The sequence below is a fragment of the Roseateles sp. P1_C6 genome (genome assembly GCF_056406315.1).
In genome coordinates, this window is sequence record NZ_JBFUAK010000001.1 from 174,110 (window position 1) to 187,358 (window position 13,249).

A 13,249-nucleotide genomic window follows, 5' to 3' on the forward strand; every position below is an offset into this window, starting at 1 on the left:
ATCAGCGTCCCGCCGCTGCCGCCGTCAACGCCGCCAGCGTGTCATCCGGCCGCGGCACGCTGACCTGGCGGGCCTGGCCGGCCACCTGGCGCAGCAGCTCGGCGACGCCGCTGACCTTGCGCGAGCGCGTGTCGAAGTAGCGGTTGAGCATCTCCTGGCTGTCGCGCAGGTCGGACTGGGCGGTGTCGAACTGGCGGCTCAGCAGCGCAAGGCGGGCGTTCAGCAGGCGCAGCTTCAGGTTTTCGCGCAGGAAGAAGCTCTGGTCGGGCGACAGCAGCGCCGCCTCGGGGTGTTCGATGCGCGTCACGCGCAGCAGTGTGCGCGTCTCGCCCCAGACCAGACCGGTCCAGGTCGACAGCTGCTGCGTGGCCTGCCACCACCACAGCGAGACCTTGCCGTCGGCCGCTGCAGCGGCCTGCTCGCGCTGCAGCTTCAGCGCACGTTCGCGTTCCTTGGCGGCATCGCCGTTGCGCTCGTCCCGTGGGTGGGCGGCAGCGTCGCCGCCTGAAATCAGCGGCAGCTCGTCGGCCATGCGCACGACCTCGTCGAGCTTGATGGTCAGCGTGGACACGTCGACGACGGCGATCGCCTTGACACGGTCCAGGTCGCGTGCAACGGCGCGGCGCACGCCTTCCATGCGCGGCTGCTTGTAGCGCAGCAGGCGCTCGTCGGCCTGCTTCAACGTGGCCACCAGCGGCTCGGCGCTGCCGGTGATCTGGGTCTGCTGCAGCGCGACGCGGATGGCGGCCTCGATGTCGCCGACGACGTTCTCGTCCCGCGAGCGGGACATGGACTGGATCAGCTCCTCCAGCTGGCCCCGCTGCAGCGCGACCTCGGCCAGGCGGGCCTCCAGCAGCGACACCTTGGCGGCGGTGTCGCGCACCAGCTCGCCGGACTGCTTGGCCGCCAGGCGCGCCTCGGTGGCCTGGGCCTGGCTGGCCTCCTGGCGGCGCACCAGCTCCTGCTCCAGCGACTGCTGGCGCGACAGGCTCTGCCAGGCCAGCACGACGCACAGCAGCACGGCCGCGCCCAGCAGCGCGAGCAACCAGGGCATCCAGCCCGGCAGCGCGGGCGCGGCGGGGGCTGGCGGGGCGGCGGGCTCGGCCGCAGGGGACGGCACCGGGACGGGGGAAATCGACTCACTCACAGTGCGGCAGATTCTGTCAGACGCGTTTCAGGGCCTGAGTCACCGCTTCAGGGTCGGGTCGCGCCAAAACCACAGGCGCGAAACCGGCGGCGAGCGCCGCGTCGGCGATGCGCGGATGCGTGGCGATGGCGCGCTGGCCGACAAGCGGCCGGCCGCGCAGGTGGCCCACGGCTTCCGCGCTGCTGAACAGCCAGACATAGCCCTGCGGATGGGCCAGCACGGCGTCCAGCTGCGCCTGCTCGGCGGCGCTGAAGCGCGGGCCGGTGCGGTGGTAGACGGTCACGGCCTCGACCTGGGCGCCGGCCTCGGTCAGCCGCTCGGCCAGCCACTCGCGGCCACCGTCACCGCGCAGCAGCAGCACCCGCGCGCCGTGCCAATCACGCCGTGGTGACAGTTGTTCCCAGAGGTGTTCGGAGTCCAGGCTGGCCGCGTCGGCGGCGGGCTGGACGATCTGCACGGCCGGCACGCCGCGCTCGACCAGCGCCTGCGCACTGCCGGGCCCAACGCAGGCGGCCAGCGTCTGCGCGGGCCAGGCGCCGCTGGCGTGGGCGAAGAAGTGCTCGACAGCGTTGGGGCTGACGAAGACGGCCAGGTCCGCCGCCGGCAGCGCCGCCCAGGCGGCCTGCACCGGGCCGGTTTCGCGGGCCGGCAGGATCTCGATCAGCGGCAGCGCGACCGCGGACACGCCCAGCGCGGCCAGGCGGGCCAGCCAGCCCGCGCACTGCGGCCGCGGGCGCGTGACCAGCAGTGTCGGCGCCGTCATCCCGGCAGGTAGGAGCCTGCGCCCAGCTCGCGCAGCCGCGCGGCGGCCTGCTGGCCCAACGCGCGGGCGGCGGCCACGTCCATGACGTTGTCGGCGACGCTGGTGCGCAGCAGCGGCGATGTGTGGACCTCGGCGTGACCCAGCGCCGCGTCAAGGCACAGCGTGGCGCCCTGCCAGTGCGCGTGTGCGGCCAGCGGCAGGCTGCAGCTGCCACCCAGCGCGCGCGACACGGCGCGTTCGGCCTCGCAAGCCAGCAGCGTGGGCTGGTGCGTCAGCCGGGCCAGCGCCTGGGCCAGCGCGGTGTCATCGGCGCGGATCTCTATGCCCAGCGCGCCCTGCCCCGCGCACGGCAGCATCTGGTCGATCTCGAACAGGCTGCGCACTCGGTGGGCCAGGCCCAGGCGCTTCAGCCCGGCGGCCGCCAGCACGATGGCGTGATAGCCGCCTTCGTCCAGCTTGCGCAGCCGCGTGTCGAGGTTGCCGCGCAATGGCTCCACGCGCAGGTCGGGCCGGCGGCTCAGCAACTGCGTCACGCGGCGCAGGCTGGAGCTGCCCACCACGGCGCCCTCGGGCAGCTCGGCGAGCGAGGCGAAATCGTTGGACACGAACGCATCGCGCGGGTCCTCGCGCTCAAGCACTGCCGCGAGCGTGAAGCCCTCGGGCAGCTCCATCGGCACGTCTTTCAACGAGTGCACGGCGATCTGCGCGCGGCCATCGGCCAGCGCCGCTTCGAGCTCCTTGACGAACAAGCCCTTACCGCCGACCTTGGACAGCGTGCGGTCCAGGATCTGGTCGCCGCGTGTCGTCATGCCCAGCAGCGTGGCCGTCAGGCCCAGTTCGTTGGCCAGGCGGGCCTGCACATGCTCGGCCTGCCACAGCGCCAGGCGGCTTTCGCGCGTGGCGATGGTGATGGAAGTGGTCATGGCCTCGATTATCGAGGCGGGCCACGGTAGGCCTGTGGCGGCTTGCCCACCAGGCGGCTGAAGTCGCGCGTGAGGTGGGCCTGGTCGTAGTAGCCCAGCCGCTGGGCCAGGTCGGCCAGGTCCAGCGCCGCGCCATGGGCGAGCTGGTCGGCGGCCTCGTGCAGGCGGTAGCGGCGGATGACCCATTTGGGGCTCACGCCCACGTAGTCGCTGAACCAGGCCTGCAAGGCGCGCATCCCCAAGCCGGCACGCTCGGCCAGCTCATCCACGCGCGTCAGTGACGGATCGCTCTGCACCTGGGCCAGCAGCGCGTTGAGCCGGTCCACCTTGGGGTCGGGCGGGCCCAGCAGCGGGCGCAGCAAGGCCTCGGCAGCGGCCACCATGCCGGCGTCGCCGGCCTGGCTCAGCACGGTGCGCTCAGCCTCGGCATCGTCCACGGGCAACACGGCCGACAGCGGCAGGTGGATGTCGGTGATGGTGTGCAGCGGGCGCCCCAGCAGGCCACGAAAGCCGCCCGGCCGAAAGCGCACGCCCAGCCCGCGATTGGCGCCGGTGAGCCGGTGCTCGTAGGCCCCGCTGACGACGCCGAACACGGCCGTCAGCTCGGCGTCGAAGACGACGTTGACGAGCGGGTAGGGCAAGGTGCGCTGCACGAAGTCCGGCTGGCCGCGCAGGTCCCACTCGACGATCCAGTGGTAGTCCACGAACGCGGCCAGGTCGCGTGCAGGCTCGTAGCGGTCGAGGCGGAACATGCGGCGCGCCGTGGCCGGGTCGACGACGCCCTTGGCCGGCGCCGTCACGGCGCGCAGCGAGGCGGCGTCGCGCGGTGTCGCTGGGGTGGCGGCGGTCATGCGTGTTTTTCCAAGACGACGAGAGGGCTCGCAGCCTACAACAGCGCTCCCCTCGACACCCTGTCAAACGCCATGAACACAAGCCGTCTGGTCACCCTCTTCCATGCCCCCAACAGCCGCTCCGGCGGCGTGCGCATCCTCATCGAGGAGCTGCAGGCCGAGCACGAGCTGCATGTGCTGGACCTGACCCGCCAGCAGCAGCGCGAGCACGCCTACCTGGCCATCAACCCGATGGGCAAGGTGCCGGCGCTGCTGCACGACGGCGTGCTGATCACCGAGCAGGCCGCCGTCTATCAGTACCTGGCCGAGCTCTATCCCGAGCAGGGGCTGGTGCCGCCGGTGGGCGACCCGCTGCGCGGCGCCTTCCTGCGTTGGATGGTGTTCTACGGCTCCTGCTTCGAGCCGGCGATGACCGACAAGGCGCTCAAGCGCGAGGACTGCCAACCCTCCTGGTCGCCTTATGGCGACTTCGACAGCGTCGTGCGCCTGGTGCAGCAGCAATTGGCAGGTGGTGCGCCCTGGCTGCTGGGCGAACGCCTGACGGTGGCTGACTTCCTGTGGGGCAATGCGCTGGCCGACATGCTGGCCTTCCAGCTGATGCCGGCCACGCCCGCCGTCGAGGCCTATGCCGCGCGGCTCAGGTCGCGCCCAGCCGCGCAGCGCGCGCAGGCGCTGGACGCCGAGCTGGCCGCCGAGCTGGCCGTTAGGCCGTCGGCTGGCGGCTCCTGAAGAAGGCGTTGACGGTCAGCCGGCCCGGGCCGTTCTGGTAGTCGGCCGGCGACGCCCATGGGATGTCGCCGGAGTGGAACAGGCCGCCGTTGTAGAAGACGATGCGGTTCCATTTGGCGGGCACGCGGCCGATGACCTCGAAGTAGCGGTTGCTCTCGGTCATGTAGCCCGGCGCGATGCCGTACTTGTCGCCGAACGCGCCGGCCTGCAAGGTGTTGGCGTCGCGCATGAACTGGCGGGTCTCGACGTCGGACATCAGCGAACGGAAGAAGACCGTGCCGCCGAGCTTCTCATCCTGGAACAGGTAATGGACGGCGGCCGAGATCATCTCGCCGGCACCGATGCCGGAGTCGTCGCGGTGGCAGATGCGCTGGCGGGCGTCCAGCGTGGCGGCGTCCTGCGTGACGCGCGAGAAGCGGGCATACATGCCCATCGCCGGCCCCGCGCGCAGCCGCGGACCGACATGCTGCTGGAAGAACGCATCGAGCTCGGCCGCCATCGCATCGGGGAAGGCCAGCTGCGGCCCCGGGTAGGGGTGGCCGGCGGGCGCCTGGAACTGGTCGGCCATCGCCTGCACCTGGGCGACAAGGGCGTCGGGCTGCTGCACGAAATCATCGAACACGTAGACCGCGGAGCCATCGGCCAGCTGCAGCGTCTGCAGCCTGGCGTTCGGGTTGATGCCCAGCGTGGGTGCGGCGGCGCCCGCCGGGGCCATCTCGGCCTTGGGCGCGGGGCAGAACTGCGCGATGAACTGCTGATGCTTGGGCAGCTTCATCAGCTTGCGCGCCACGTCCTTGCGGAGGTCGCCGAGGAAATCGGCCAGCGCCGCGTTGTCCATCTGGCGCGTGATGGGGTGGTGGCTGCGCGGCAGGATGCCCTGCCCCATCATGACCTGGACCCAGGAGTTCTCGGCGAACAGGTCGCCGACCTGCGGCGCGAAGCGCGCGCTGTCGCGGAACAGCTGGATGCGGTGCTCAAGCGATGCGGGAATCGCCATCTCGCGGCACTGGCGCCAGAACGCGGAGTCCGTGCGGTTGGTGACGTGGTAGTGCAGGATGATGAAGTCGCGGATGTGCTCGATGGCGTCGCGCGACTGGTTGTTGTACTCGTCGATGTCGGTCTGGCAGATGCCGTCGGTGGGGAAGAGCTCGACGAGGCGCGTCAGGCCCTTCTGGATCAGGTGGATGCTGGTGGATTCCAGCGGCTCCAGGAAGCCGCTGGACAGGCCGATGGCGACGCAGTTCTTTTTCCAGACGACTTCACGCTGGCCCGGCGTGAACTTGATGACGCGCGGCTGGCGCAGCACCTCGCCCTGCACATTGGCCAGCAACGCCGCCTTGGCCTCGTCCTCGGCGATGTGCTTGCTGCTGAACACCACGCCGTTGCCGACGCGGTGCTGCAGCGGGATGCGCCATTGCCAGCCCCAGGGGTGGGCGATGGAGCGCGTGTAGGGGACGGCTTCTTCCACCGACGTCGTCTGCACGGCCAGCGCGCTGTCGCAGGGCAGCCAGTGCGACCAGCTCTGGTAGGGCACGCCCAGCGTCTCGCCCAGCAGCAGCGAGCGCATGCCGGTGCAGTCGATGAAGAACTCGCCCTCGACCTGCGCGCCGTTGTCCAGCGCGATGCCGGTGATGTCGCCTCCCTCGGCATCGGTGTGGACCTTGACGATCTTGCCTTCGATGCGCTGCACGCCCAGCCCTTCGGCGAAGCGGCGCAGGTACTGGCCGTACAGCGTGGCGTCGAAGTGGTAGGCGTAGTTGATGCCGTTGTCGGGCAGCAGCGCGAAGCGGTTGTCCTTCGCCGCGCGCAGTTCCAGGCAGTAGTCGCCGTAGTCGCTGGCCAGGCCACGCTTGCGACCCTCCAGCCAGAAGTGGTGGAAGCCCGCCGTCCAGTGGCCGCTGCCCGTCTTGCCGAACGAGTGGAAGTAGTGCTCGCCGACGTTGCGCCAGTTGTCGAACTGGATGCCCAGCTTGAAGGTGGCCTGCGTGGCCTGGATGAACTCCTTCTCGTCCAGGTCCAGGATCTCGTGCATGAAATGCAGCGTGGGTATGGTGGCTTCGCCCACGCCCACGGTGCCGATCTCCTCGGACTCCACGAGCCGGATGTCGATCTGCTTGCCCAGGCACTTGGCGAGGCCGGCCGCGACCATCCAGCCGGCGGTGCCACCACCGGCGATGACGAGGCGTCGAATGGGCTTGGGGGCAGCAGTCATGGCGTTATCGGTTGAGTCGGTTGCGCAGCGCCGCGCGCAGCTGGCGGGCGCTGTCGTCATTCATCGGCGCGAGGATGCCGCGGGCTGCAGGCGGGATGTGGGCCGCCGTCTGCTCGTCGGCGTCGAAGACGTAGTGGTCGAACAGCGCGCGCCAGGCCTCGCGCTGGGCCGGCGGCAGGTCGCGCAGCGACAGCAGCGCCATCATCAGCGTGTTCAGCGGCGTGTCCATGAAGTCGGGAGACTGCCGCCACCAGAAGTTGACGAGCGCGCTGACGGGCTCGAGCGACTCCACGCCATGCCACCACTGGCTGGGGATGAACAGCGCGTCGCCCGGCAGCAACTCGAAGGTCTGCGCATGCTCGAGGGCTTGCGCGTAGCGCGGGAAGCGCTCGAGATCGGGCTTGGTCACGTCGACCAGGCTGATGGGCTGGCCGGCGGGCGTCAGGTCCAGCGGGCCGATGTAGAGGTTGGCCACCTGCTCGGGCGGGAACAGCGTGAAGCGGCGCCGGCCCGCGACGACGCAGGCGATGTTGTCCGGCAGGTCGAAATGCGCGGCGACCTGCATGCGGTTGCCCAGCCACAAGCTGACATGCGGATGCAGGCGCGCGAGTGCGGGCAGGTCGTTGTGCTGGCGCAGCCCGGGGAAGGCGCTATCCACCTCCGTGGAGCCGAGGTAGAGCGCGTCGGCCGTGCCGGCCAGCAGCTCGTCCAGCAGCGCACCGAAGGTGCTGATCTCGCGCTGGTAGTTGAAGCCGCTGAGGTCGGCGTTGTAGAAGAAGCGCCCGGCTATCTCAGGCGCGCCGCGCCACAGGCCCAGGCGCGTCTGGGCGCCGAAGCCACGCAGGTAGTCGCAGAAGTCGCGATCCGAGCGCTGCGCCGCCTGCACCAGCGGCCAATGCCGCACCAGGCCGCGCAGCAGCACGGGCTGGGTGGACTGGAGCACGTCCGCAGTGACCCCTTCAAGGGCCTCGGCGCTCACGACGCTGACGGCGCTGCGTTCATGCATGCGGCTCAGCCCCCGCGAGCGAGGTGGCGTTTGATCAGCGGCGTGAAGTTGGACAGCGACGCGATCGCCATGTAGATGGGCATCAGGTAGTCGGCCTGGTGCAGCAGGCTGACGGTGCCGGCATCCAGCGCGGCCAGCCGCTCCTCGTGGACGATGTAGTAGCCCACCAGCTGGCCCTGCGTACCGTCCGGCCGCTGCACGTCCAGCGTGAAAGGCTCCAGCAGGTCGTGCGCCATCAGCGTCTGGATGAACTCGGTCGTGGCCTGGAAACCCTCGTGCAGCGTGCGCAGCACGGCGTTGGCGTGCTCGGTGAAATCGCTGGTGCCGCCCTGCGGCAGGAAGACGGCTTCACCCTCGGCGCCCAGGCTGATGCGCTTGCTGTCCATGTCGACCATCATGCGCAGCTCGTCGTCGGCAACGCCGATGGAGAACGGCAGGCGCTGCACGGACAGCGGCAGGTAGTCGGCGTCCCAGCCCTGGTCGTTCAGGAACAGGTTCTGCCCCTCCTGCAGGCCGAACAGCACCGAGGGCACGAAGCCACCCTTGCCGTCGGGCTGGAAGACGATGGGGTAGTGGGCCTGCAGCTTGCGGAACTCGTCGACCGTGACGGGCGCCGACATGAAGTCGTCACCCCATTGCGCGCCGCGCTGGGTGATGACGCGCAGGTCCTTGTGCTGGATGTTGTTGAGCAGTTGCGGCATGGTGTCGGTCAGGAAGCCGCGGCCGGCGTGCCGTGGTCGCGGATGTGTTGGATGAGATCGCGATGGCGGGGCAAGCCGCCCAGCAGCCGTCGGGTGATTGTCGTGACGTCGCGCAGGCCGGCCTGGGCGGTGGCCCGCTTGTCGGCGCGCAAGGGCCGCATGTGGGGCTTGAACTGCATGCCGTACAACACGTATTGGTAGCTCGCCGCTGGGAATACTTCCTCGGCGCGATAGAAATCGTGGCGCGACGGCGCGCGGTGCGCCCAGAGCTGCAGCAGCTCGCGCAGCGATTCCGGCTGCGTGGCGGCGCTGCGGTGGTCGCGCCAGTAGTCGGCATCGTCGCGGCGGCTCAATGCGTAGTGAAGCTTCAGGAAATCGATGATGCGGGACCAGCGGTAGGCAAAGGCCTCGTTGAAGCGCTTCGCGACGAGGTCCATGTCGGCGCGCGTGGCCGGCATGTCGTCGCGGATGAACGCCGCCGACAGCTCGACCAGCGCCAGCGCCGACGCCTCCAGCGGCTCGATGAAGCCGGCAGCCAGGCCGACCGCGACGCAGTTGCGATGCCAGAACTGCTCGCGGTAGCCGGGGCTGAAGCGGATGCGGCGCGGCGTGGCGTCAGCATCGGGTGCGCCGGTGCGCTGCAGATGGGCCCGCAGCGCGCGCTCGGCGGCCGCGTCGTCGGTGTGGCTGCTGGCATAGACCAGCCCGACACCGCGGCGCGTGGGCAGGCCGATGTCCCAGGTCCAGCCTTCGGCATGCGCCGTGGCGATGGTGGCCGATGCCAGCGGCGCCCGCGCGTCGGCATGGGGCACCTGCACGGCCAGTGCGCTGTCGTTGAAGAGCACGCCCTGCGCCGAGCGCAGGCCCACGCAGTAGTGCTGGGCCAGCAGCAGGCTGGCCAGGCCGGAACAGTCGATGAAGAGGTCGCCTTCGAGGTCGCCGTGCTCGCGGGTCGCCAGCGCGGCGATATCGCCGTTCTCGCGCGAGCGCACGGCGGTGAAATGGTCGACGACATGGCGCACGCCCAGCTTCGTCGTCGCATGGCGGCGCAACAGGTGGCCCAGCTTGACGGCGTCGAAGTGGTAGCCGTAGTTCATGACGCCACCGAAGTCCGGCGTCGTCGTCTGCTTGGGTGCGAGATGGGCGTCGCACAGCTGCGGCTGCGGCCCGACGCTGTCGGCAAACGCCTGTTCGCGCTCACCCTGCAACCAGGCGCCGGCCAGATCGACGTCTCCCCCGCCGTGCGGCAGCGTGAAGGGGTGGTAGTAGCGGTCGCCGGCACCGCCATGCAGCCAGCCGTCGAAGCGTGAGCCTTGCTTGAAGGCGGCGTCGCATTCGCGGACCAGGTCGACCTCGCTGAGGCCGATGCGGTGCAGCGTGGCGCGCATCGTGGGCCAGGTGCCCTCGCCCACGCCGATGGCCGGCACATCGGGCGACTCGATCAGCGTGACCTGCAGCGCATCGGGGCCATCGCCGCCGAGTTCGGCAGCCAGCGTCGCGGCGGTCAGCCAGCCGGCCGAGCCACCGCCCAACACCACGATACGTCGCACGACTGTCGTCACGTCGGAATTCATTGCGGACAAGTATGGCCGTGCGGCTGAAGCTCACGCCGCACGGGCCTGGAATTCTGCAAAGAAAATTGGCCGGGGCGGGCACGCATGCCAACCCCGGCCAACGGGTCGCCCGGCAAGCACCGCGAGGGTGGTCACCGGCGGCGGTGCCTATCGCTCAGAAGCGGTAGCGGGCACCGATCAGGTAGCGGCGGCCGGTCTGGATGGCCGACACGAGCATCTCGTCGGTGCGGCCATGCTGGCGGATGTAGCCGTCGTTCAGGTTCAGCAGGTCGAGCTGCAACGTCAGGTTCTTGCCGACCTTGTAGCCGATGGACGCATCCACTTGGCCGTAGGGCTCGGTGTAGACCGGGTTGTTGCCGTTGCCGTCGCCAATCGCCGCCAGGAACTCGCCGCGCCAGTTGTAGGCCGCACGGACGGACCAGACATCGTTCTCATAGAAACCCACCAGATTGGCGGAGTCGCTGACGCCCAGCAGCGCGGCCTGTTGGTCCGTGCGGAGGTTGTCGAACTTCAGGCCCGTCTTCACCTTGGTGTAGTTGCCCGACACGCCAAAGCCACTGTTGCTGAACATGTGTTGGAAGTTCAGCTCCAGGCCCTTGATGGTGTCGCCAGGACCGTTTTTGAACGTGCTGACCTTGAACGGAATCGGCGTGGCGCCCGGCACGGCACTGGTGATGGTGCCGGTGACTTCGGCGATGTTCAGCGCGCTGGTCGCCGTCACGCCGGGCTGGCCGTTGTAGTTGTTGAAGATGTAGTTGCGGATGCACAGCGGCTGCGTGTTGCCGCCACAGGCCGCCAGCGCAGCGGTGTAGTAGGTGCCGCTGGCGGGGTTGAGGATGCCCGGCACCGTCATGTCGACGGTCGACGTCGTGACGAAGTTGTTGACCTTCTTGTAGAACACGCCCACCGCGGCGTAGCTCGACTTGGCGTAGTAATACTCGGCCGACAGGTCCAGGTTCCTGGACTTCAGCGGCTTCAGTGCCGGGTCGCCGGTGGAGCCGTTGCCGCCGCCGTTCGGGTTGGCCGTGCCGCCGAGGCTCAGACCGCCCTGCATCTGGTTCCAGCCCGGGCGACCGATGTTCTCGCCATAGCTGGCGCGCACCTTCAGGTTGTCAGCCAGGTCGGCATCCCAATCGATGCTGGGCAGCCAGTACGAGTACTTGCCGGACTTGGTGCCGAAGGTCGTGCTGCCCGAGGGCAGGTTGATTTCGTTCTGCGAACCCCAGGTCGTCGTGCCCGCACGGTTGACCACCTGCGACGAGGCTTCCACCTTCGTGCTCTCGTAGCGCAGGCCCACCGAGATGTTCATCGGGATGGACGTGTCGAAGGCGTGATCCCACTGGCCGTAAACCGAGCTGGACTTCTCCGTCGCACGCCAGTCGTCACCCCTGCTGTAGTCAGGGGCGGCCGCGAAGTAGGCCTCGGCCTGCGCCAGCGTCATGCCGGGCGTGTTGGCCATCTTGACCTTGACGGCGCGGTCACGCAGGCTGGCGAAGTCCGCCATGTAGAAGGACGGGAACAAGCGCGAGTCGTCGTGGCCCGGGATGCGGCCGAAGAAGCTGCTGAGGCTGTAGGTGCCCGTGCTGATGCCGGCGAACTGGCCCAGCGACGGGGCGACGCCGCTCCAGTCGTTGTTCTGGTTGTTGTAGCTGGCGGAGCGGTTCTTGGTCTTCGTGAAGCCCAGACCGGCCAGCAGCTTGTTGTCGGCATCGAGGCGATAGGTGCCGCGGGCCTGCGCCTGATCGACGGTCTGGTCGGTCAGGTTGTTGCGGAACTGCGTGCCCGTCACGTTCAGCTTGGTGTCGTCGAACTTCTGGCCGGGCAGGCTCAGGATCGGGAACTTCTGGTCGTAGTACGCCGTCGCGTTGCCCTGGTTGAACATCGCCAGGTCCATCGCGTTGTACGTGCCGAACGGGCTGTCCGGCGTGGTCTTGGCCTGCGAATGGTGAGCATCGAAGTCAAAGCGCAGCGCGTCGCTGACCTTCCAGTCGACGTTGAAGCCGGTGGAGTTCAGCTTGGACTTCTGGGCGTACTCGCCGGTGTTGAGGGCCAGGTCGTGCGTACCGTCCCAGATGGCCGTCTGGACGATGGGCGCGGCGACGGGACCGGTGGTGAACTTGGTGGGCGGATTGGCCTTCAGATCGCCGGAGAACGAGTTGTTGAACCAGCTCGACATTTCGGCGTTCTTCGAACTGAGCGTGTTCACCGCCATCGTGTGGTCAAGGGTGAACTTCAGGTCCTTGGTCGGCGCGAACTGCAGCGTCGCCTGGCCGTTCAGGCGCTCACGCTCCATGCCCGTCAGCGAGTAACGCAGTTCGCGGGAGGTCGCGTACAGGCCCGTGGGGTTGTTGACGATGTTGCCCGCAGGGCTGACCGACTTGACCGCCGGGTCGTTGGTGCCCCAGCCGTTCTGCGTGTAGGCCTTGTTGGAGCCCGAATCGCGCTTGGAGTAGCTGCCGCTGATCGAGATGCCGATGGTGCGGTCGGCGAAGGTGTCGCTGTAGATGCCGGAAATTTCCGGCGTCGCCTTGTCGCCTCGCAGCGGCTCGGGCAGGCGGCCGACGGAGGCGTCGTAGTTGGCCTTCACGCCGATGCTGGCAATGCGCTCACGCACATCCAGCGGGCGGGCTGTTTTGACGTTGATGGTGGCGCCGATGCCGCCGGTGGGCGATTCGGCACGCGCCGTCTTGTAGACCTCCAGTGCGGAGATCGAGTCCGACGACAGGTTGGCGAAGTCGAATGCACGCGAACCATTGGCGCCGGCACCTTCCCAGCCGATCAGGGCGGTGGGCATCTGGCGGCCATTCAGCAGCACCATGTTGAAGTCAGGGCCGACACCGCGCACGGTGACCTTGGAGCCCTCGCCGCTCGCCGAGCGGTCGATGGACACGCCGGCAATGCGCTGCATCGACTCGGCCAGGTTGGTGTCCGGGAACTTGCCGATGTCTTCGGCCACGATGCCGTCGACCAGGCCGCGCGATTCGCGCTTCAGGGTGACAGCGCTGTCAAGAGACTTGCGAATGCCCGTGATGACCACGGTCTCGAGCGCTTGCGGCGAACCGGCCGGCGCAGGCTGTTGAGCCTGCGCCGCCGCGGCGCCCGTCAGCAGCGCGACCGACGCCCACGCGACCGGCTTCAGCCGGCTCGCCCGCTGGGACTCTCGCCGCATCTTGGAAATCTGGGGGTGTTTCATTTGTCTCCTTACTTTATTTGCCGGCTCTGGTGAGCCGATTGATGACGACCTGCGTTGCCTGGACCATCATTTCTGATAGCGCTACCAGCGATTCGGTGTACTGTATTTTTTTGCTGCCCCATGTTCTCCTGGGGTTTACGCGAGTTGTTC

The 13,249-nt window shown here is 68.7% G+C and carries 10 protein-coding genes; 1 reads left to right on the forward strand and 9 read right to left on the reverse strand.

Going from position 1 to position 13,249, the window contains the following annotated elements; genetic code table 11:
• Position 1 precedes the first annotated feature (1 nt).
• The 4 genes from AC1D29_RS00520 to AC1D29_RS00535 all read right to left on the reverse strand — a co-directional run bounded on the left by AC1D29_RS00520 (position 2) and on the right by AC1D29_RS00535 (position 3,684).
• Positions 2 to 1,054 (reverse strand): uroporphyrinogen-III C-methyltransferase, encoded by a 1,053-nt coding sequence (locus AC1D29_RS00520; RefSeq protein WP_477893683.1) that lies wholly within the window; start codon positions 1,052 to 1,054, stop codon positions 2 to 4.
• 109 nt (positions 1,055 to 1,163) lie between these two features.
• Complete coding sequence (locus AC1D29_RS00525) at positions 1,164 to 1,910, reverse strand: uroporphyrinogen-III synthase (RefSeq protein WP_477893685.1); 747 nt, start codon at positions 1,908 to 1,910, stop codon at positions 1,164 to 1,166.
• A complete protein-coding gene (gene hemC / locus AC1D29_RS00530; RefSeq protein WP_477893687.1) occupies positions 1,907 to 2,833 on the reverse strand; it encodes a hydroxymethylbilane synthase in 927 nt (308 codons plus the stop codon). Before hemC ends, AC1D29_RS00525 begins: the two co-directional genes overlap by 4 nt.
• An 8-nt stretch (positions 2,834 to 2,841) precedes the next feature.
• Entirely contained in the window at positions 2,842 to 3,684 is an 843-nt protein-coding gene (locus AC1D29_RS00535) for a DUF6597 domain-containing transcriptional factor (protein ID WP_477893689.1), read from the reverse strand.
• Between the two features lie 72 nt (positions 3,685 to 3,756).
• Here AC1D29_RS00535 and AC1D29_RS00540 point away from each other — a divergent pair, with 72 nt between their 5' ends.
• Entirely contained in the window at positions 3,757 to 4,413 is a 657-nt protein-coding gene (locus AC1D29_RS00540; protein ID WP_477893691.1) for a glutathione S-transferase family protein, read from the forward strand.
• Here AC1D29_RS00540 and AC1D29_RS00545 read toward each other — a convergent pair.
• The 5 genes from AC1D29_RS00545 to AC1D29_RS00565 form a co-directional block, all read right to left on the reverse strand.
• The gene (locus tag AC1D29_RS00545; protein WP_477893693.1) at positions 4,388 to 6,625 is read right to left on the reverse strand and encodes a DUF6445 family protein; all 2,238 of its coding nucleotides are present in this window, start codon (positions 6,623 to 6,625) and stop codon (positions 4,388 to 4,390) included. The genes AC1D29_RS00540 and AC1D29_RS00545 overlap by 26 nt on opposite strands.
• 4 nt (positions 6,626 to 6,629) lie before the next feature.
• Positions 6,630 to 7,631 carry a cupin-like domain-containing protein gene (locus tag AC1D29_RS00550; RefSeq protein WP_477893695.1) on the reverse strand — a complete coding sequence of 334 codons (1,002 nt, stop codon included), beginning with the start codon at positions 7,629 to 7,631 and terminating at the stop codon, positions 6,630 to 6,632.
• A gap of 5 nt (positions 7,632 to 7,636) precedes the next feature.
• Positions 7,637 to 8,332, reverse strand: a complete 696-nt coding sequence (locus AC1D29_RS00555) for a SapC family protein (RefSeq protein ID WP_477893697.1) — start codon at positions 8,330 to 8,332, stop codon at positions 7,637 to 7,639.
• Positions 8,333 to 8,340: 8 nt separating this feature from the next.
• Positions 8,341 to 9,894 carry a tryptophan halogenase family protein gene (locus AC1D29_RS00560; protein WP_477893699.1) on the reverse strand — a complete coding sequence of 518 codons (1,554 nt, stop codon included), beginning with the start codon at positions 9,892 to 9,894 and terminating at the stop codon, positions 8,341 to 8,343.
• Between the two features lie 166 nt (positions 9,895 to 10,060).
• The gene (locus AC1D29_RS00565; RefSeq protein WP_477893701.1) at positions 10,061 to 13,099 is read right to left on the reverse strand and encodes a TonB-dependent receptor; all 3,039 of its coding nucleotides are present in this window, start codon (positions 13,097 to 13,099) and stop codon (positions 10,061 to 10,063) included.
• Between the last annotated feature and the right edge of the window lie 150 nt (positions 13,100 to 13,249).

Excerpts from the sequence above, each read along its gene's own strand:
- AC1D29_RS00565 (WP_477893701.1), bottom strand. The coding sequence starts at position 13,099 with ATGAAACACCCCCAGATTTCCAAGATGCGGCGAGAGTCCCAGCGGGCG.
- AC1D29_RS00545 (WP_477893693.1), bottom strand. The coding sequence starts at position 6,625 with ATGACTGCTGCCCCCAAGCCCATTCGACGCCTCGTCATCGCCGGTGGT.
- AC1D29_RS00525 (WP_477893685.1), bottom strand. The coding sequence starts at position 1,910 with ATGACGGCGCCGACACTGCTGGTCACGCGCCCGCGGCCGCAGTGCGCG.
- AC1D29_RS00540 (WP_477893691.1), top strand. The coding sequence starts at position 3,757 with ATGAACACAAGCCGTCTGGTCACCCTCTTCCATGCCCCCAACAGCCGC.
- AC1D29_RS00520 (WP_477893683.1), bottom strand. The coding sequence starts at position 1,054 with ATGCCCTGGTTGCTCGCGCTGCTGGGCGCGGCCGTGCTGCTGTGCGTC.
- AC1D29_RS00535 (WP_477893689.1), bottom strand. The coding sequence starts at position 3,684 with ATGACCGCCGCCACCCCAGCGACACCGCGCGACGCCGCCTCGCTGCGC.
- AC1D29_RS00550 (WP_477893695.1), bottom strand. The coding sequence starts at position 7,631 with ATGCATGAACGCAGCGCCGTCAGCGTCGTGAGCGCCGAGGCCCTTGAA.
- hemC (WP_477893687.1), bottom strand. The coding sequence starts at position 2,833 with ATGACCACTTCCATCACCATCGCCACGCGCGAAAGCCGCCTGGCGCTG.
- AC1D29_RS00555 (WP_477893697.1), bottom strand. The coding sequence starts at position 8,332 with ATGCCGCAACTGCTCAACAACATCCAGCACAAGGACCTGCGCGTCATC.